The 20,037-nt window shown below is 33.0% G+C and carries 21 protein-coding genes and 1 other RNA gene; 7 read left to right on the top strand and 15 right to left on the bottom strand.

Annotation, left to right across the window (positions count from 1 at the left end; translation table 11 throughout):
* Nucleotides 1-8 precede the first annotated feature (8 nt).
* Together ACRRQV_RS15720 and ACRRQV_RS15725 are read right to left on the bottom strand one after the other, a co-directional pair.
* Nucleotides 9-305 carry a hypothetical protein gene (locus tag ACRRQV_RS15720; RefSeq protein WP_432532590.1) on the bottom strand — a complete coding sequence of 99 codons (297 nt, stop codon included), beginning with the start codon at nt 303-305 and terminating at the stop codon, nt 9-11.
* A 21-nt stretch (nt 306-326) separates the two neighbouring features.
* The gene (locus ACRRQV_RS15725) at nt 327-620 is read right to left on the bottom strand and encodes a hypothetical protein (RefSeq protein ID WP_432532592.1); all 294 of its coding nucleotides are present in this window, start codon (nt 618-620) and stop codon (nt 327-329) included.
* Between the two features lie 177 nt (nt 621-797).
* Between ACRRQV_RS15725 and ACRRQV_RS15730 the strand changes: the two genes are divergently transcribed.
* Nucleotides 798-1,154, top strand: a complete 357-nt coding sequence (locus ACRRQV_RS15730; RefSeq protein WP_432532594.1) for a helix-turn-helix domain-containing protein — start codon at nt 798-800, stop codon at nt 1,152-1,154.
* 24 nt (nt 1,155-1,178) lie between these two features.
* On the opposite strand, the gene ACRRQV_RS15735 is transcribed toward ACRRQV_RS15730, so the two are convergent.
* The 6 genes from ACRRQV_RS15735 to ACRRQV_RS15760 all read right to left on the bottom strand — a co-directional run bounded on the left by ACRRQV_RS15735 (nt 1,179) and on the right by ACRRQV_RS15760 (nt 7,473).
* Nucleotides 1,179-1,958, bottom strand: coding sequence for an ATP-binding protein (locus ACRRQV_RS15735; RefSeq protein ID WP_432532596.1), 780 nt, complete (start codon nt 1,956-1,958; stop codon nt 1,179-1,181).
* The gene (locus ACRRQV_RS15740; protein ID WP_432532598.1) at nt 1,939-2,946 is read right to left on the bottom strand and encodes a hypothetical protein; all 1,008 of its coding nucleotides are present in this window, start codon (nt 2,944-2,946) and stop codon (nt 1,939-1,941) included. The genes ACRRQV_RS15735 and ACRRQV_RS15740 overlap by 20 nt, the downstream gene beginning before the upstream one ends.
* Nucleotides 2,947-3,064: 118 nt before the next feature.
* A complete protein-coding gene (locus tag ACRRQV_RS15745; protein WP_432532600.1) occupies nt 3,065-4,066 on the bottom strand; it encodes a replication-relaxation family protein in 1,002 nt (333 codons plus the stop codon).
* Nucleotides 4,067-5,843: 1,777 nt separating this feature from the next.
* On the bottom strand, nt 5,844-6,128 hold the full coding sequence (locus tag ACRRQV_RS15750) for a hypothetical protein (RefSeq protein ID WP_432532602.1): 285 nt from the start codon (nt 6,126-6,128) through the stop codon (nt 5,844-5,846).
* Nucleotides 6,129-6,161: 33 nt separating this feature from the next.
* Nucleotides 6,162-7,055 (bottom strand): HNH endonuclease, encoded by an 894-nt coding sequence (locus ACRRQV_RS15755; protein WP_432532604.1) that lies wholly within the window; start codon nt 7,053-7,055, stop codon nt 6,162-6,164.
* A gap of 70 nt (nt 7,056-7,125) precedes the next feature.
* Entirely contained in the window at nt 7,126-7,473 is a 348-nt protein-coding gene (locus ACRRQV_RS15760; RefSeq protein WP_432532605.1) for a hypothetical protein, read from the bottom strand.
* Nucleotides 7,474-8,152: 679 nt separating this feature from the next.
* Between ACRRQV_RS15760 and ACRRQV_RS15765 the strand changes: the two genes are divergently transcribed.
* Nucleotides 8,153-8,461, top strand: a complete 309-nt coding sequence (locus tag ACRRQV_RS15765; protein ID WP_432532606.1) for a hypothetical protein — start codon at nt 8,153-8,155, stop codon at nt 8,459-8,461.
* Nucleotides 8,462-8,617: 156 nt separating this feature from the next.
* On the opposite strand, the gene ACRRQV_RS15770 is transcribed toward ACRRQV_RS15765, so the two are convergent.
* From ACRRQV_RS15770 to ACRRQV_RS15780, 3 genes are all read right to left on the bottom strand, one after another.
* Nucleotides 8,618-9,346: a hypothetical protein gene (locus ACRRQV_RS15770; protein WP_432532608.1), complete on the bottom strand. Its 729-nt coding sequence runs from the start codon at nt 9,344-9,346 to the stop codon at nt 8,618-8,620.
* A gap of 17 nt (nt 9,347-9,363) precedes the next feature.
* The gene (locus tag ACRRQV_RS15775; protein ID WP_432532609.1) at nt 9,364-10,008 is read right to left on the bottom strand and encodes a hypothetical protein; all 645 of its coding nucleotides are present in this window, start codon (nt 10,006-10,008) and stop codon (nt 9,364-9,366) included.
* A gap of 129 nt (nt 10,009-10,137) precedes the next feature.
* Nucleotides 10,138-11,316 carry a DUF3800 domain-containing protein gene (locus ACRRQV_RS15780; RefSeq protein WP_432532611.1) on the bottom strand — a complete coding sequence of 393 codons (1,179 nt, stop codon included), beginning with the start codon at nt 11,314-11,316 and terminating at the stop codon, nt 10,138-10,140.
* 1,066 nt (nt 11,317-12,382) lie between these two features.
* Between ACRRQV_RS15780 and ACRRQV_RS15785 the strand changes: the two genes are divergently transcribed.
* The gene (locus ACRRQV_RS15785; RefSeq protein ID WP_432532613.1) at nt 12,383-12,838 is read left to right on the top strand and encodes a hypothetical protein; all 456 of its coding nucleotides are present in this window, start codon (nt 12,383-12,385) and stop codon (nt 12,836-12,838) included.
* 345 nt (nt 12,839-13,183) lie between these two features.
* Complete coding sequence (locus tag ACRRQV_RS15790) at nt 13,184-14,272, top strand: PIN domain-containing protein (protein ID WP_432532615.1); 1,089 nt, start codon at nt 13,184-13,186, stop codon at nt 14,270-14,272.
* A gap of 214 nt (nt 14,273-14,486) precedes the next feature.
* On the opposite strand, the gene ACRRQV_RS15795 is transcribed toward ACRRQV_RS15790, so the two are convergent.
* Nucleotides 14,487-15,248, bottom strand: coding sequence for a VanZ family protein (locus tag ACRRQV_RS15795; RefSeq protein WP_432532617.1), 762 nt, complete (start codon nt 15,246-15,248; stop codon nt 14,487-14,489).
* Nucleotides 15,209-15,571, bottom strand: coding sequence for a PadR family transcriptional regulator (locus ACRRQV_RS15800; RefSeq protein ID WP_432532619.1), 363 nt, complete (start codon nt 15,569-15,571; stop codon nt 15,209-15,211). The genes ACRRQV_RS15795 and ACRRQV_RS15800 overlap by 40 nt, the downstream gene beginning before the upstream one ends.
* Before the next feature lie 592 nt (nt 15,572-16,163).
* On the opposite strand from ACRRQV_RS15800, the gene ACRRQV_RS15805 reads away from it, so the two are divergent.
* The 3 genes from ACRRQV_RS15805 to ACRRQV_RS15815 all read left to right on the top strand — a co-directional run bounded on the left by ACRRQV_RS15805 (nt 16,164) and on the right by ACRRQV_RS15815 (nt 19,000).
* Nucleotides 16,164-16,394 (top strand): DNA-binding protein, encoded by a 231-nt coding sequence (locus tag ACRRQV_RS15805; RefSeq protein WP_432532621.1) that lies wholly within the window; start codon nt 16,164-16,166, stop codon nt 16,392-16,394.
* A 20-nt stretch (nt 16,395-16,414) separates the two neighbouring features.
* The gene (locus tag ACRRQV_RS15810; protein ID WP_432532623.1) at nt 16,415-17,554 is read left to right on the top strand and encodes a tyrosine-type recombinase/integrase; all 1,140 of its coding nucleotides are present in this window, start codon (nt 16,415-16,417) and stop codon (nt 17,552-17,554) included.
* A 249-nt stretch (nt 17,555-17,803) separates the two neighbouring features.
* Nucleotides 17,804-19,000, top strand: coding sequence for a tyrosine-type recombinase/integrase (locus tag ACRRQV_RS15815; RefSeq protein ID WP_432532625.1), 1,197 nt, complete (start codon nt 17,804-17,806; stop codon nt 18,998-19,000).
* Between the two features lie 120 nt (nt 19,001-19,120).
* On the opposite strand, the gene ssrA is transcribed toward ACRRQV_RS15815, so the two are convergent.
* Together ssrA and smpB are read right to left on the bottom strand one after the other, a co-directional pair.
* Nucleotides 19,121-19,474: a transfer-messenger RNA gene (ssrA, locus tag ACRRQV_RS15820) on the bottom strand.
* An 83-nt stretch (nt 19,475-19,557) separates the two neighbouring features.
* Nucleotides 19,558-20,022 (bottom strand): SsrA-binding protein SmpB, encoded by a 465-nt coding sequence (smpB, locus tag ACRRQV_RS15825; protein ID WP_432532627.1) that lies wholly within the window; start codon nt 20,020-20,022, stop codon nt 19,558-19,560.
* Nucleotides 20,023-20,037: the final 15 nt, after the last annotated feature.

The raw sequence follows: 20,037 nt of genomic DNA on the forward strand, positions 1-20,037 counted from the left end.
CGTTACTTCTATTCTATTTCGCATTCAAAATCATTGGCTTTATTATAAACACTGTTAATTTGGCGCTTTGCAGCGTCTACCTGAGATTTAATCAGCTTTATATCATGTTCCTTAGCTAATTCCACATGCTCTAAATTCACCCCTATGATGCCAGTCATATATCCTTTATTCCCCAACAAAATTCTTAATTCCGTAAATAATTCAGAAGTAAAGTTTTCATGCGCTTTGTTTTTCATCTCTTCTTCTTCTGAATGCTCTACAAGAGTTGACACATCAATAAATAGTCTACCATCATAAATCTCCACTGGATTTCTCCCTTCACTACTCTATATTTTTTTGGGCATCACAAACATATCTACTGCAAGTATAAAAGCATCATTAAATCCAGTTTTATATGCAATATTGGTTTGTGAAAATACTTGTTCGAAAATGTTATCTTTTAAATCACTTAAAGCATTCATCTTAGCTTCATCACTGTCGAATTGTTTTAGCTGTTTAAGTTTCTCCTCTAAGTCATGATCGAGAATTTCATTATACGACATAAATTCTTTACTATTGATGACTTCTTCTATCCTTTTCTCCACCAAATTATTGACTGCCTGTTGAAAACCTTGAACCATCTTATCTCCCCTTTTAATTCCTTTTTAATAATAATTCCTTTAGAAGGAATCACTTAATTTTATATTACTTTTGGATATTTGTAAAACTGATAAATAATACGTTAAAATCATAGTTAGTGATCTTAAAGAGAGTTATTTCTTTTAGAATTGAATTTTCATTTTAGAAAGGATTGTACAATGGATAACCTTATTGCTGGAAAGCTTATAAAAGAATATAGAAAAGAAAAAAACATTAAATTGATTGATTTTGCTAAAAAAATTAACATGGCACAATCTTCCCTATCCAGAATTGAAAATGGTACACAGGAGTTATCCATATCTGTTCTAACAAACATTTGTAACGGACTAAATATCTCTTTAAGTGATTTCTTTTTAAAACTGGAAGGAAAAAAAGTGATTTTAGATACTAAATTCGAAACTAGTTCAATCGATATTAATGAAGACATAGATTCTTTATTACATTTGACTATATCCTCTCTTACTCCCGAACAAAAAAGAGGCCTCTACGTCCTTTTGTATCCTTTTACTAAATAAATGAATTAAGTGTAAAAGAATAAATTAATCAATATCTTTGGAAAATATTTCATCGAATAATTTGTAGTTATCCTTTTCCGATAGTTGGAATCGAACACTTTCTTCCGGCATGGCGAGCGGAAAGGTCATTTTTTGGATTCTACTTTGCACTCTTCCATTTGGATATTTTTTTAATAAATCTTCAATGTGTATATTTGAAGTGAAAATCGTTAATTTTCGATTGTTCATTCGTTCTTCAAGTATTTGAGTAAAAATACTCTCTGACCATTCCGAAGCTTTTTCTACTCCCAAATCATCTATAATCAGCAATTCTGCCGTTGCATAAGCTTTTATAACTTCATGCTCTTTGTATTCGCTATTTGAACTAAAAGTTTTCTTAATTTCAGTGAAAATATTAATCGAAGAAGTATACAATACGTTGATGTTTAATCGTTTAATCAAATCATTTGCGATACTAACGGCTAAACGGCTTTTACCACTTCCAGTCATATGACTGGAAAGGTATAGCCCCTTCCCGTAGGATTTACATTCATTAAAGTTCTCTATGAATTTATTAGCTACATGTTTAACAAACTCTGCTTTTTGTTTATTTGATTCGTCTCTATAAACTTCTAAGTCAAAATTTGCTACTGAGCATCCCATGAAGTCCAATGGAATATTTGCAGACTGCAGCTTTATTGTTACTTCTTTATCTTTACGACAGCGACATATTCTCATTAAAGACTCCGAATTGGATTTAATGACATGAATTAAACCAGTACCATCACATTCTTTATACATACACTTATCTGATACCTGAGTCATTATTTCCTCCGTCTCTCTTTCTTCGGATGAGTTTAAGCCATTCTTCTCCCGCAGATTCTCCTCTACCTCTATAAGCTGATTGTTTATTTTCTCCATCTAATTTTTCCTCCTGAGTATTTTTTATTTTTGATTTTGTTTCTTGAGATTTGTAATGCTGAAATATATAATTTGCAACATATTTAAATGAGTGAATGGATTTATTTGAAGAATTCATTTTAAAGTCTTCATAGCATTTATCTATTAGTTCTTTAACTTTTAAATATGGCAATTCTAGTTCTACAATTTGCATAACTGCTTCTTTTTCTTTGATAGTTAAAAAAGGCTTTCTGCTCTTTTCTAAGTAATATTGCGTTATCTCTTTAGCTTTTTCACCCTTTATTAAATTTTTATTATTCCTCACGGCTTCTTTATTATTTATATCTTTAAGTGTATTCTCTGAAGTAATCTCTGGTATTGCTGCTTCATTTTGTTTCATCGAATAAGCAAATTGATTATTCGTAGATTCATCTTGATTTATCGGTCTATCAATACGTTGCTCAGTTTCCTTCACAACTTCATTTTCATTGTAATAATCCTCAAAGTGGTCTAACTTATACCCCTTACTATTTAAATCTTTTTTGATCTTATTAAGGTTCACTCTATATTGAAACGTTTTATCGTATTTATATTTCGGATTAGGATTTCTTCTTTCAAAAATAAACTCACTTGTAACCAAATCCTTTAAATATCGCCTTACTGTAGTTTGGCTGCCTATCATAATTTCTTGAGAAAGTTCTTCTGATGTTTTATATATCCAGCCATATTGCATGTTCTTTTCCGTATTAGTAGAGTTATGATTTACTTCTTCATAGAGAAATTTATCGTTATCACGAACCCTTAAAGACCAGTACAATAGCTGATTTAAAGTAACGGCTAAGGTAAAGTTACCAGTTAGCTCCACTAACTCTTCCTTAATGACAACTCTTTTTGGATTTTTGTTTTCCATCACTGCCTCTTCCTTTCTTTAAATAAAAATCCCCAATTCGCATCTGCAGTTATAAGCATAAATTAATAGCTTACCTGCAGATGAAAATTGGGGATTTCCCTTGTTTTTATTAACTTTAATACTATTCCTCTTCGAAATACTCTGGTTGTAAATAAATAGCAGCTCTTCTTCCAATATGTTTTAAAGAATTAATACCTACGTCTAAGTTAACTTCTTTCATTCTTTCTATAAGCTTAGTATCTTTCTCTAGATTCATATACATGTTTTTAATTCTTTGGCTCCTATCACCGTATTTAGTACGCATAGAAAACGTTTCATCTGGCAATACGAATACCACAGCATGTTTACAATCTTTATTCCTTTCTGCAACAATACAATATCTCCAAATTTTTTCTTCAATTTGTGACCATTGTTCTGTTCCAGTGTCCAACTCGATATTAAGAATTCTTGATTGTTCATTCGGATCAATAAAAGATCTTTTCATTATCCAATCTGGTTTTATAATGGAAACATAGTGTCCACTTCGTCTTTCAGAACCAGAACTTTTCATATAAGCAGCTGCTCTTGCATAATTAGCCCCCTTATTATTTCTACTCACCGTTCCACTTACTTTAGGTATCCATATATCGTAAGTATATTCTGCAGGTGACAAAGATTTTGTTTTTAACGAAAAATTCATATCTTTATAGACTGGCATGTTCTGTCTTTCCTCTAAAACCAACTTAATACCTAAAACTACTTCTTGTGTCATGAGAAAATGCAGAACATTTTTTTTGTTTAAACGATGGTATATTCGATTCTTATTATAGTCATCAGATAATAGTTTTTCTTTTATCAATAGATCAATACCAGCAGTCCCAATGGTATAATACTTAAATCTTTCTCCATCAAATCCTTCTGCAAAGTTAGAAGATCTAACAAGCTTAAATTCTTCAAATTTTCTTAGACGATTTTTAAATGCATACGGATGAATTTCACTTAAATATATTTTGGTATAACATTTAAATAACTGCTCGGTTGATAGTAAATGATGCTTTTCTAAATAATTCAACATTAAAAGTTCACCCACGTTCACCTCAATCCTTGATTTGCCCTTTCCTTTCATGATAAATTTATCTTTCATTTTTTTCTCCTTTTCTATTTAAATTGGTGTAAAAACCTCGCTTTAATTTTTCACCCCTCTTTCTCTTTTATTGTTGACTCCTAGGTAACTATGTTACTTAGGAGATATATCAGCGAAGTAACCAACTTGCTCTAAGTAATATAGTATTTTAAACCGAAAAACTGATTACTCTCAAAGCGCTAAATTGTTTAAAATAAAAGAACGTGGCTATTACTTAGATATCTTATCGTCTAAAATTCTCTTTTGAAGACTTTTTAAAAAATTCTTTTTTAGTTCTTGACTGCTAACCATATCAGTAGGCTAACTAGCAATGTTTTAAAGAACTTAAATCTAGTACCTTTCTTAGACTACATTTATATAAGCAGCTGGATTACCTGTTGCTTCTTTTAAAATCGGATTATTCTTATATTCTTCATAATCAATATGACAGGGTAATTTTCTTAAATTCTGAAGAAGGACAAGTTTGAGAAGCACTTATGCCAAAAAAGACCTACTTCCGTTATAGGAACACTGTTTAGAAGAATAAAAAACAGTTTGTGAGAAGTTTTATTCAAATCGAATTTAATACCGTTTCTTTCACCTGTAGCAACCTTTCCTTCGATAAAATGATATGAACAATAAATAACTCGACTGCAGTTAGCGAACTGATTGAATACCAGTTTAGATCGTATTGTTAATAATTTCTATAAAGTTCGCGTGAATGAATATATTCCCCGTGATTAAGAAGCACGGTTGAAATATGCCTCTTTTATCGAAATCAAAAAATCTCTGCTTTGTTATAACTAGCGGCACTCTCCTATATATTATTTACTTAACCACTGGTTCAAAAATCGCAAAGTATTTCATAAACTAAATTTAGATGTGGTTTTAAAACGTGATATACATAGTTTTATCGAATGGCTGCATCCAATTAGCTGTTCATATATATTTAAATATTTCTTCCTCTATGACATTCTTTATGTTTACCAGGCATGGTATCTCTTATAAGTAACCACTAAAGGTGACTATTACACATGGTTACTTATAAGAGTTACCAGTAGTAGATACTCTTAGACGTCTCTAATCTAACGGATGTCACCTATGCAACTTGATATATGGCGTTATTTTATAGTATCGACAATGAGTGACGTCTATTAGTAACTATTAATTAATGTGCGTTTACTTTAAATCTTGATCGCTGTCTTTATATGAATAACTGCGCTACTGATAAGTTTCAAAATTTTTTTTTATTAAATCTTTTGTTCCTAATTCCGGATATTCGTTTTACTACGATATGTGATATTTTATTTTTTGACATGCAAAAAGGACAACGGCTATTACGTTGCCCTTTTGACTTTATATAATTCAATGCTGATCCGCTATTTCGAAACTTAATCAAAAAAATGTTTTTTAGTTTAAGCATTAACAATTTCAATTACAGATACATTAGTTACGCTATTAAAATTTCCTTTAGAACATAGCAGAGTGCGATATTGGCTATTTCCGCACTCTTATTTTATTAAATAAACATGATTTAACAACAAAAAAGAATTAAATAATAAAGAGAAATAATAACTTTTTAACAAAAACCCTATTAAAATAAGACCGAAGTTTGGATTTAATATTTCAAATTTGAGAAAGAGGGAGTTAAGAGTCACTTCGCGATACATGGGTAGCAATTATATGGATGTTCTTTGCTTTGATTGGAGCCTTTTGTTTGATCGCTACTGCTGCAGGGTTTGTCTACTTAATCACTTAATAGAAATCCCCTCTACTATAGGTGGAAGGAATTAATTAGTTATTGGGGAGATTTTTCCCCAATAAATTTCAAATACAGATTCCCTAATATCAGAAATACGATAAAAAGCACTATTAATACAAGTGCTGCCTTTGCCAAAAAAAGAGCGAGGGGGAATAATATACTCCCCAATAAGAAAACGACCAATGGTATTAATATGTATTTTATTAAAAAGAATGCTAACATTATGATTATTAATGGTTCAATAATCGGCAGTATAACTTTCCACCACAACAAAGTAACCATTAAAACAAACATGATTAACATAGCTCCTTCTGCTTTCATTTCCAAATCCCCTTTCTTCTCTAGCTAGTGAAATTATCTGTATTCAGATCCACCGCCCCATATTTCTCGACCACCTGTATGTCCTGTGTTTTGATGTACCTCTTCATCTACTAACTGAAGAATTCCCGGTTGTTCGTGGTGATGCCAGTCGAAGCCACTAGGAGTAGCGTTGTGGGAAAGAGCTTCAACATCAGAAGGAGACAGACCTAACTGATTAGCGAGGCTAGAGTCTTGCATGATAGATTGATATAACGTTTCATTAGCAATTTTAAAATGAGTGTTATCGGATTCTAAATACATTTCCTCTGCAAGTACCGCACTAAATTGAGAATCAAAGACAGGGAATAAACCTTCGACCACTTCTCCAGAAGGAGTTTCGATTACTTTGGTTTCAAAAGGCACACCTGTTTCTAGGTGAGTGGAACCAGCTAAATGGTCATTTCTTGTTTCAATTTCTTGTGCCTCTACACTATCCGCTCCATCTACAATATCTACGATACCTATTGCAAAGGTTGTTACTGCTGCCACTTTACCTAAATCTTTTAACCCTTTGACTAATTGTTCTCGGTCATTGGTTCTAATTCCATTAACGGTAACACCAGCACTTTTAACGGTGTATTTGATTCCTGTTCCAATTCCCTTGATTGTTCTTCCAGTGCTGTCTTTTAAATCGTGTAACCCTTGTTGTTTATGAAGTTCATCCTTCTTTATATAACCGTACCCTGTATGTAAGGCTCCATCTCCAAATTGGGTAACAGAATCAACTGCATTTTTTGAAGCGTCTACCACTACATGACCAATTTCGCCAAGGTATTTTCCCGCGTTCTCGTTTTTAGAAGATACTGCTCTACTAACAACATTCACTCCACTTTTAGCAGCTCCCCCAACGGTGTCATTGAAGATATTTCCTAATCTACGTAGAATCATGTTATCACCTATCTTTCTATATCATCTTTCTTGCTATCTATACTTTTTATTAAACCTTCTAACCGTACACTCATATGTATTTGATTAATGGCATTGATGAATGCCTCAACCGTCTGATTTTGCTTTCTAATATTAAATTACAAATTATATACTGCTTTGAATAACTCAAAAAATCATAATTAGAGTTGCGATTTTTGTTGTTAGTGCATTGTTCATACAATCCGCTTTTAAAAATAGAAGCAAATTCCTCTACGTTTTGTTCGTTTTGAAAATGCATCATAACCTTTCGAATATCTGAAACCGATGCATTTTCAAGCTTCTCTTGATATTCAGGAACCATTATGTAGTCAGCTAACAAGAACTGATTTTGAAGAATATGATCTACATTTAGTACTAGTGATTTTCGTTCTTCACTCAAGCATCTTCTACCCTTTTTATTTACCCTCGTATTTATATTCTTCTAAACACCAATTCTTCCATAGATGTTTTCGTTTGTGATTTGTTCGGTAGTGTGGCAGAACTTAAAAACCATATTACTCTCCTATCTTGAAAGATAACATTTTATGTGATTATTGTACCACTTCGTTTTATCTTCATCATTTCTATATACCTTACCATGTTTTAAAAGGAGATTTCCATAAGAAATGTCGGTTGGCTATTTAACACATATATAACAGAAGAAACTCATCCTTAGCAAATTAAATTAATAAACAAGATGCCAATGACAGCTCTGCAAATATCCTCCACATTTATGTCTGAACTATCATAATGTAGGTGGCCATACGTGGTATGTATCATGTCAAATGGCTGTGATGATTAGAAAAATAGAGGAATACCAGTGCCTGATATAGAGTTATAAAAAAAAAGAGTGCGATAATCGTAATTTCCGCACTCTTTTTCTAAATGTCAAAACTCGTACATAAGTAACAAAAACCTTTCTTTAAGTATTCAAATAGCTCAAAATGCTAGCTATAATATTAATGCTTACGATAACAAAAATAAAAGGCTGTAGAAAGGAGACTTTAATTAAGTAAGCAATTGAGGAGTTAGTTTCATTATTATAAAAAAATCTAAAAAAATGACTGGAGAATATAAAAATGAAGAAAATTATTAATGACAAATTGTACAATAGCGAGACTGCAACGAGGCTTTATCACTATGACAATAAATTATATACCACTGATATAAATTACTATAGCGAGGCTCTATATAAAACAAAAAAAGGATCATACTTTTTATTAAAAGAAGGTGGTGCTATGTCTAAAATGTCTAAAACCAATGGAATTTCTAAAACTGGAGATATGGATATAGAAGCATTTAGTCCTGAAGAAGCTCAAGATTATTTAATTGAACATCAGGCTATCGATGTATTTGAAATTGAATTCGGATTTCTAGATGAGGCATAAATTATATAATAGAAAGGAGCGGCATTTATTTTTCCGCTCCTTTTTGTTTGTATTCATAATTTTTCGCGGTCTCAAACTCCGTTATGTTAATAATTGTTATTCTCCGCATCCAATAAGCTCTCATATGTTAATTGTTTTATCTTCGTATTAAGCTCTTTAAAGATGACCCTGATTTTTTAATACCGAACTTAGATTTTTATATGTTCTATAAATAGAACTTAGCTCATTAAAATTAGAATGATGTGCATTTAAATTTATACTCAAGGTAAATAAAAGGTGGATGAGAAAGAATGCTTGATCAGAACTATGATAAAGCGTTTCAAAGGTTTCTTTGGAATTTAGAATCATAACTGGATAATGAGCATTTTTCGGTTGTTTTTGGGCTTTGGCTGCAATCCGGTGGTTCCCATCAATTAAAAAGTGAAAATAAGGACTGGTTAACCAAGGTTCATAGCTAATCAAGATACCAGGTTTCTTATTGTGTATTGCTACTGAAAAATGAGATTCATTCAATTCATCTTGTGCAATATTCATAAGGGTGACTGGGTGGAATTCTTTATGTCTTTTTTGTTCTTGAATCGTTTTCTGAGCCTTTACAATGGACCACCTTAAGGAAAAGAAATTTTTCTTGTCATTTGTAAGAAAAATCTCTCTCATATAGATTTCTCCAATGGTTTCTGAATGAGGAATCCGAATACTTTCGGCGTAAGATTCCATTCCCTTTTGATGAAGAAAGAGCATTTCATTTACCAAGAGTGGTTGTTTTTTGTAAGCTAGTGAGAATTTTTCAATTGCTTCATTGATATTTGGAGGACTACCATCCACAAAATAACCTGCCATTTTTGGTGGTACGGTGGATTGAGTAAAGGAATTCATTCTATTCAAATGCTCTCTTCTCCTTTTTAATAACCTAAAGTTTGCATCGTTTCTTTAAAATAAGCATAAAACAGTTTTGGACTAATCCGATACATTGGATGGTTAAAATCGATAAAAAGCCTATCTTCATGTTTTCCAATATTTGCTCCTGAATCGCATTCAGTTATCTCGAATCCCAATATTTCTTGAATGATTGAAAAGGTGCCACCGCAAATAATGACGTCCGGATTCATAATTTCAATTTCTTTCATCCATAAAGTTTTATTAAGCAGCGCATGTTCTTTTATTTCTTCTGGGTTACTCTGGCCAGCTCCACCTGTTTTCTTAAGATTAGTTGTAGCAATGCTTAACAAACCATCTGTGATACTTGCTGGATGGTTTGGAAGCAGTATTTTATAAGGAGGGAACCCTTGTTGTAGTCCAAAAATCCATATTCCAACAATTGCCCAGATTCGGTAAAACTTTAAGCTGCTGATTTGATCTTGCATTAATTGAACCAAAGACCAATTCTCTTTTTGTTCGGTATCATTCACTTCCTTAAGCAGAAATAAAATCTTGGTTCTACTGTCTTCATATCTGCTTTCATCTACAACTCCACCTGCTATAAAGTGGCCTGGATGCTTTTTCTGCCAATCATTATAAAGGAGAGAGAGTTTTTCATTAATCAACATTTTCTAGGCTCCTTTTGACTTTGAAAACATCTTAATTCAATGATTTAATATATGAGAATACAGCTAATTTACTTTAATTTGAATAGTTCGTCAAATAAATATCATGGTTACTTAACAAACATTTTCTTGTTAGTCGAATAAGAATAAAACTGAGTGATCGCTGTTATCATTCGCATCAATATTCTCTTCTTCAACTGTACTAGCAGCAAATTTGATCTCATTTAACCTAACAGATTCTAGAATATAATTAGCTAGTTCATCTTTATTGTTATTCCCTGGATTGTTGTATTTCCTATTAATGGCTGCTGCGAACAAATCTGCAAATTGTAAAAAGATGTTCTTATGAGAATCCATCGTAATTAATTGGTCCATTATTAATCGATCGTCATAATGAAGTTTAAAATTATCTCCTAATTCCTGCTTGATAGTCTCAATGACTAATTCGCTTTCTCCATCTTGATCTTTTGTGAGATTAATTTTTCTCGGTAGAGAAATTCGTTCGGAGTTAATTTCATGTTCAGCACCTAATCTGACAAATTGATAGTAAAGCTTGATAACTAACTCCGTAACCGGCATTCGCTTAATTTTTCTTTGATTCACTCCAACGGCCTTAAAACTAACCATTTCTCCATTTTGAATAATAAAATTGAAAAACTCTTTATAGAGTTTCAACTGATCATGGCTGGTATTTGATAAATCTTTGAAATGAAATTCATTCGGTATCGTTACGCCCGCTTTTTCCTTCTCACTTGACCACTTCAAAAAATCCCTTTGAATTTTTGAACTCGTTGACGCATTTAAAAACCAAAAACCTGCAACAAAAACATAGTCTCCAGTTTTGCCAGTTTCATCAGAATAAACTTCAAGTGAATCATAAGAGGGCTTATCTAATAACTGACTTTCTTTTTCTTGCTCTTCTAACGTTTTTCTTCTCCGTTTTACTTCATCCCGGGCTTGAAAAAGCTCATACTCATTTTGTATTTTAGCTCTTGCTCTAGCAATAGAGGTCAATTTTTCTAGTTTATATAGTTTTTTTATATCAATATTCTCGGAATCTAACCCATTGTAGACTCTCCAATATTGCATTTGCAGAGTGAGATCCGAATCTCTAGTATCTGGATATCTATTCAAAATGTTTGCTACCCGAGTAGTGAGAGTTTTATTATCACCAGCTTGAATAGCTTTCCATAATTCATCGGCTTTGCTCTTTTTTTCTTCCCTCTTCATTCTGTCTTTTTCTAGTTCTTCTTCACTTTTCTCCTCTTGATATTCTTCTTCCACAATAACATCTTCGCTAATTTTAGACATACTACATCCCCTTTGACATATTACAATCGCACTTTATAAAAGAGTGCTTTATCCTTTTCTAAATTATACAACAATTCCTAAACTTAGATTGTTTTTACCTTTTTTTATTTCAACCTTTAAGTCAGTTATAAGGTTTTTTAAAATTTATCATGATAGGGAGCTTGGCATATGCCCTGCAATCGATTTAATTTTAATCACTGTTTGTAAACGGATAGTCGCATTTTATTTTCATTAATAAAGTATAAAAAGAGAAAGAAGATGCTGAAATAAGAGCATTTTCTTTCTCTCTAATGGCTTCCGATACTCCCTCATATGTAAACTTAACTTGGGTAATATTTATTCGTTAAGCCACTGTTTGACGAATAAATCTAAACTTTTTAGGTAGAGGAAGAGATTAGAACTTGCTCTTAGTTTCCTATTTAAGTTTACGTTAGATTCTAATTTAATTAACATTAAAAGTTACGTAAGAAGACAATAGTTTTAAGTATGAAAGGAGTATTTCTGTTTAGACTTACTGAGTAAAAATGAATAATTTAAATCTACTGGCCATCGCTATGATTCGAGCAATCCTATAGGCATGCTTTTGCCATGTTTGTAGTGATTCAATTAAAGGAGCGGTTCATGGAGCAGGGGATCAATTTGCCGGCAAATGTAAATCTGTTGCTGGAAAGTAATTGGCTGATTCAGACTTTATAGTAAAGGACATGATTCAGTATGAAAACTACAAATTAATGTCCGCTCCAGTCAGCCCAAATGATACAATTATATTTAGCAAGAACTGTAAAAAATTATCGTAACGATACATGGCAGTAATTTTCAGAACGAGGTTCTACATTTCGATTTACTCTGTCAATGTTAGAGGTTGTAAATGGTATAAACCAGTTTGGAAAAGTCCCTTTTATTACGTATAGAAGGCTTGAAATAGTATGCTTTGAAATATACAGTATCGTTATAGAAAAGCAAATACCAGCGATATTTTCAGGGAATATGGGTGGAATTAATTAAATGAGTTAAGAAGAATCAGGTAATACAGAAATTTTACATCTTTTTTGGTTAGGAGAAAATCATGAGTTTATTTTTCTTTAAAGTAATAATAATTATAGTTTCGGTAATTACTTTTAGAGACTTTCTTAGAATTGAAATATCTAAAAGCAGCGTTATATCTCTAGTGGCAACTTCCTTTGTTCTTATTGGCTTCTTAACATACACATTTATATTTCTTATTGGATATCAAGTATTTCCTTATTTTGAAGCAACTCAGAATATAGATGACAAAATAGTATTAATGAATTTACTTGAGTCTAAATCTGTTTATGAACAATTTACTTATTTTGCAACTTTAGCGGGTTTATACGCCTTGCTACAGAGCAATTTTGATAAAGAATACTTACTACCTAGATTAAAGAAAAAAACGACCGGCAAACTTAATACTGAATTAGAAGTTAAAATTCATTCCCTTGAAGAAGATATTAGACTCAGAAAAATTTTATTAGAACACTATACAAATAAACAAAAGAAGTGAGTTATCTTCACGAAGTAGGTAAAGATCTGACTTTAGACGAAGCTTTGGATTTACCAAGTTCTAATTCACCCAGAGCATTCTATCCGATAGAATCGCCGGTAGAGCTGGAACAAAGTTTTTCACTCAATAGTAAGTTATTTAAAGGTAAAGGATTTGAATATCTGCCTCCTTTGATTGATATCTTTAGACCATTTTTTTAGATTTTTCATTTTCAATTAGCTGTAAATATTTCTGTAGAGTAAGCTAAAATTCTATTTAACATAAAATTTTGATTATCCAAAAAATCGCCTTCTTTAAACGAATGAATAGAAGTTTTACAAAACACATAACTCTTGGAGGTATCAAATGAATTTCTTTTTAGATTCTACAGTATTTCAAAACGGTAAAGATGTATTTATGAACAATAAGTTAAGCAAAGAATTTTTAAACATTTGCCAGCAACATAATTTCCCTATATATCTATCTACTGTAGTTTTAGATGAAACACGAAGACAATATAGTACATTCATGAATGACCAATTAAACAAAATCAAAGATGGACATAGGGCTGTTAACCAAGTTCCACAAATACATGTCCCAATCGTGCCACTTCCTAGTATACAAGATATTTTAAACAGCTATGATTCGTATTTCAAAAGCTTGGAGGTAGAAGGCGTAATAAATATTGTGCCTTACTGCAATGATTTTCTACCCGATTTAGTACATCGTTCAATCCATAGAATAAAACCATTTACAGAATCCAAACAAGAGTTTCGTGATGCTATAGTATGGTTTTCATATGCTAAATTAGCAGAAGAAAGACAATTAGAAAAATGTTATCTAATAACTGGAAATACAAGCGATTATTTTAATAAAGAAGGAAAAATTCATGAAGAATTAGAAGAAAGATCAAATCGGTTTATTTTGTTTAGAGATATGCATGCAGTGCTTAATGCGTCTTTTATGGAACCATATAAAGCTACTAATGAATTACTTGAGTCTCTCAGAAAGCAGCCATGGAACATTGCTCTCTTTATGGAATTTTTGGAACTAGAATCAACAAAAAATTATATAACAGAATATTTAATGGATGATTCAGATGATAAATTATCTAATGAACTTTGGATTGACGTAAATCTTTTCCATAGGATAGTATCAGATATTAATGTATTTAATCTTGCAGAGGTTGAAATACGAGGAGTAAATATTATAAGTAGTGAATTTATTGTAAGCGGAACAGTTATAGCCGAAATTCAAGTTATGACTACAGCTGCAGAGGATGCACTTGAAGCAATACACCCTGAAACTTATGAATCGAAATTAAAAGTATTTTTTGATGTCGTCTATGACACTGCTTCTGCTACCTATAAAAACCTTGAAATAAGTGATTATTACAATGAAGAAGCTCGAGAATTTGAGGAAGGAAGACACCGAGTAAAGCAAGATAAGTATTAAATAGAAGAATAGAGTAAAATAAAAACTTACTTTGTTTTCCCAAAGTAAGTTTTTTTAAATAGTTATTTCCATTTCTATGACTCTAATAATTTGATTAAATACATTCAAAGGGACTGCTTATAGATACAAAAGTAAAATGAGATTTATCCTCGTACTTCTTCTCTTCCGATAATTTGATGATATGTAAACCAATATTAATTCGGATCTACGTTCTTTAGGTGATGCTTTTTTCAGATTTTGAAGATTGTAAAAGTCTCCAGGTCTTAATGAAACTCTTGAAGACGTAATAGCCTAGGATAGCACCCGTCGTATTTAAGATAATATCATCCACATCAAATTGACCGACTCGCAGGAAGAATTGGGCAAGTTCAATCGTGACCGTTATGGTGAACCCAAGCATCGCTACTTTTGTGACACTATGAAAGCGCCTAAACAACAGGACCAGAAAAATCCCCAAAGGAACAAAAACTGCTATATTCCCTAAAGTATTTTGAAGAACAATATCCAGGTTAAAATTTTGTGACTCTGCCATATAGTGATAGGTATTTTTGAACGGAACAATATTCGAGTTTAAACTCCATGTTTTTGCACTGAAAAAACCGTCTGCTTCATCGTATATACGGAAATAACTGTTGAATGAATCTTGGTTTGCCAAGCGATCGAGAAGCCTAAATATGAGCAACTGCCAAAGAACAACAACAGAATATATCCCGAAGAATAGCCATCCCAACTTATGAAAAAAATTCTTCTTGGGCAAAATGGAATTTTGCAAACCTGATTTAATTGTTTCGACGTCACCGAAATCCCTTAAAGCCCTAGCAACTGCATGCTCTGGCGCAAATCCTTTTTCTTCATACTCTTGAACCAACATGGATAAATGGCCAGACAATTCTTCCGTAATGTCTTGTTTTTCTTTATTGCTGCAATCCAGTCCGCTTACGATTCGTTCAAGATAGGTTTTGATGTCTTGTCCCATAATTTCCCCTCCGTAGACACATTGATTAACTCACTAACTTTTTTCCATTCTTTCAGTTTTCTATCCAACTCTTTTTTTCCGTCATTTGTGATTTGATAATATTTTCGTCTTGCCCCAGTGTTCGATTCTTCCCAGTACGATTCGAGAAACTTCTTTATTTCCAGTCTCTTTAAGGCTGGATATAACGTGCCTTCGCTCATACTATAAAGTTCTTCGCTGCTTTCTTTTAATTCCTTTACCATTTCATAGCCGTACATGTCCCGTTTGTTCATCAGGGAAAGAAGCAGAATATCAATGCTCCCCTTCATAATTTCCTTATCCATAAGCTCACCCTCTCATTCAAACCTTTATTACATCGTATAACAATGTACATCGTTTTACAATGTTTTAAATTTAAAGTTTCATTAAATAAAAAGCGTTCGTAAAGTACACTTTTCCATACACCTTAAAATATACTGGACACACGATAAAGAACGTTCGTAAAAGTATCAAAATACTTTACGAACGTTCGTCATTTTCTAAGCACTTTTCCGAACAGTTTTGGAGAGATACAGACAGAAGATTATTTCTCGAATGGAATTAACAACATCACAACTCCACTTATAAGAAGTATATCAAGTAATAAATTTTCTTAGTTTGAATTGGAAAAAGTATTCGAATGAGTAAAAGTTATAGATATAATACCAATGTTGCTTTAATGAAGTTAAAAACTAAGAGCGGCTATTCCAGCCTTGATAATAAAATTTCAACTTTCAATATAAATTCTTTTGTATGTACAGAAAAAATGAAAAATGTTTAAAAAAATTAGATTTACTCTTAAAATCTTAAAATCTTGAAGTTATTATGAATTACGCCTTAAGGTGCTTAACATATTGCTAAATAAAAAACTATCAAACAATTTGAAGGAGATTAATAATGCAAATAATTGAAGTTCAAGAAATGCTGCTACAAATAATAAAAATGCTTGCAAAAAAAGAATCGAATACAGAGTGGCTGACCCTAAAAGAAGGAGCAAAGTATGCCGGAGTTTCATACAATACTCTAATCAAATTCCGACTAAAAGGTCTTAAAATCGCAGAAGTAGATAGTCTAAAACGAATTTCTAAAACAGAAATTGATAATTTTTTCAAAGAATATAGTTTTTAAATAAGGAGATACGGAACATAATGTACATTAACCCGGCTATTAAACCATACAAACTCAAAGATGGAGAGACACGTTATATGTTTAAAATTTACTTAGGAGTTGATCCTCTTACTGGAAAAGAAGTATGCACAACTCGACGAAATTTTGAAAAGGATACAGAAGCTCAAAGAGAATATTATAAGCTAAAGAGTTCTTTTAGAGATGGCACATACAAAAAGAAGCAAACTATCACTTATAAAGAAATTTACGATCAATGGACTCTTGTCTACAGAAAAAAAGTAAAACCTTCCACCTTTCTAAAAACTACTGGGTTATTTAGAAATCATATCTTACCTGCTATAGGAAGTTTTCGAATTGATAAAATTAATTTTAAGATATGTGAGCATCATGCATTTAACTGGGTGGAACAACTTACAAACTATAAGTCTGTAGTTTCATACGCTTCTATGGTAATGACTTATGGTATTAAACTCGGTTTTATTCAATCAAATCCATTTAAATTAGTTGATACTCCTAAACAAAAAAAATCAACTAAAGGAAACAAATATTACTCCCGAGAAGAATTGGTATCCTTTTTAGAAGTTATAAAGAATCAAAGAAAAACTAAAATTCACGTATTCTACCGTCTTTTAGGCTATACAGGTATGCGAAAAAGCGAATGTTTAGCACTCCATTGGGATGACATAGATTTTGAAAATAAGGAAATCCATGTTACAAAGGCCATTTCTATAGATGAGGATAGCAAGATATTTTTAGGAGATACAAAAAACGGAGAAGCTCGTATTATTAAAATTGATTTAAAAACTAGTGAGATTTTAAAAGAATGGAAACAGGAACAAGAGAAAACCCTGGGCTTATTAGGCCAACATGCCGAAAAACAATTAATATTCTCAAATACAAAAAACCAACTTATCCAACCTTCATATACTTGGAAATGGGGTCGGACTATTCAAGATCAAAATCATTTAAAGCATTTATCACCACATGGTTTCCGGCACACGCATCCTACTTTATTAATTGAAGCAGGAGCTAATTTAGTAGGCATTCAGCAACGCTTAGGACATTCTGGCAGAGATACTACAACAAAAACTTATATTCATCACACCGATAAAATTAAAGATGATACCCTAAAACTATTTGTTGAATACATGAATTATTAATGCCTTACTACCTGAGGAAGAAAAAAGATAAGACCGCATTCATTTGAAATCTCAAATGTATGTGGTCTTATTTATATTTCCAATATACCGTCTTCTCATTTTTCAATATCCAGTAAGCATTTATTCTTTACACCCTTGATTTATCGAAGTGCTATTTGTGTACTGCTAATCTTCAATATAAAATATAGGAGTAGTTATATTAACTACTCCCTCCAAATCTTATCTCCGTAAGCATTCAGGAGGAACAGAATGAGTAAGCAAACAACGATTAAAAGCTATAAACTCAAAAACAACGCAACACGGTATATGTTCCATCTTTATATTGGTGTTGATCCATTAACCGGTAAAGAGCTAAGTACCACGCGTCGAGGCTTTAAAACACAAAAAGAAGCAAAGGATGAAATGGCTAAGTTAAAAGGAGAAATCAATAGCGGCTCTTATAAGAAGCAGGCAACAGAAACCTATCAGGATGTGTATGACATCTACATTGAGCATTATGAAAATACTGTTCAAGATAGTACATTCTTAAAAACAGTTCGCATATTTAAGAATCATATTTTGCCGACTATGGGTCATTACAAGATCGACAAAATTGATGTAGCGATTTGCCAAAAGCACGTGAATCAGTGGGCAAAAAAATTAAAACGTTTTACGATGATTAAAGCCTATGCAGCTAAAGTTCTGACCTTTGCTATGAAACGCGGTTTTATTGACAGAAATCCGTTTAATTTAGTCGAAATCCCTGTCGTGAAAAAACAGATATCAATCGATGAAGAGGAAAATGAAAATTTTTATAACCGGGAACAGTTGGTAGAATTGCTGAATTGCTTTAAAAAGGAAAACAATTTAAAACGTTATGCGTTCTTCCACCTTCTTGCTTATTCAGGAATGCGTAAAGGTGAGGCTTTTGCCCTTATGTGGAGAGATATTAATTTCACTAGCAGCGAGATACGAATTAATAAAGCAATCGCTCGTGGAGAGCAAGGTCTTTATCTAGGTCCAACAAAGAATGGACTGCCTCGCACCATTAAACTGGATAATACAACGATGCAGCTATTGAAAGAGTGGAAACACGAATTAGCGATGGAATACCTCAAGCGTGGCTTTAATACATTAAAACCAAATCAATTCATTTTTCCTAATACAGAAAATCAAATACACGAACCTAATAAAACCTATCCATGGCTGAAACGTATATTAAAAAAATACAAATTGGATCCAGTAACAACCCATGGTTTACGTCATACGCACTGCTCTCTTCTTTTCGAAGCTGGGGCTACGATTAAAGAAGTTCAATACCGGTTAGGCCACAAGGATGTAAAAACAACTTTAGATGTCTATGCGCACGTAACGAAAAAAGCAAAAGCTGAAACAATCGACAAATTCGAAAAGTATTTAACCTTTCCATCACTGAGTGACGAGGTTACTGACGAGGTTTTTGACTAGGTTGACTAGGTTTTTGACTAGGTTTTTTTGATATTACATGAAACTCCATGACATCAAAAAACGCCAAAACCCTTGGTATATCAAGGATTTTGACGTTCTATGAAACTCCATGAAATTAATCTATGGAGACGGCGGGAGTCGAACCCGCGTCCAGAAACTCCGCTACTTGAGCCTCTACGCGTGTAGCTTACTTATTGAGGTTTCATGCGCCAATCTGCCAATAGGCGGGCGTCCTGGGCACTAACTTGAAAATCTCTTGCCGGCAGCTCAAGTGGCACTGCCGACCGTATCCCACTAAAGTTGAGCTTTATCCAGCCACATGGGCGATGGATGAATAAAGCAGATCCGAGCTTACGCTGCGAATGCTAGGTTTTGGTTTGTTTTGCCTGTTATTATAGGTACGTTGGTAACGAAGCCGATCCTCCGACGCGCAACCCAAGCCCAGATCATCCCTGTCGAATCCGTAACGTCCCCTCATTATAAAGGAACACGGAAGAAGAACTTCTGTGCATGTGTTATATCAATATTATAAGACAATAATGGTCAGACAGCAAGTGTTAACGGCTGCGGTCTTTCATCGCGCGGTCGATTTCGCGTTTTGCGTCTTTTTGTTTCAAATCCTGGCGCTTGTCGTAGTTTTTCTTACCTTTACCGACGCCGAGCAGCACTTTGGCATAGCCGTCTTTCAAATACATTTTCAATGGTATGATGTTGGCGCCTTGCACTTTAGAAACGCCAATCAGTTCATTGATCTGTTTTTTGTGCAGCAATAATTTACGGACTCTCGTCGGCTCGTGGTTGAAAATATTGCCTTGTTCGTATGGCGCGATGTGCATATTTGAAATCCAAGCTTCTCCGCCCCGGATCCGCACGAACGCATCGACCAATTGCACTTTGCCTTTTCTTGCTGATTTGATTTCAGTTCCGAGCAAGACAATGCCCGCTTCGATCGTTTCTTCAATAAAATAATCGAATGAGGCTTTTTTGTTTTGCGCGATAACTTTTCCTTCACCTTTAGCCATTTTTTCTCACCCCGT

The sequence above is a fragment of the Planococcus sp. YIM B11945 genome (assembly GCF_050864155.1).
GTDB lineage: Bacteria > Bacillota > Bacilli > Bacillales_A > Planococcaceae > Planococcus.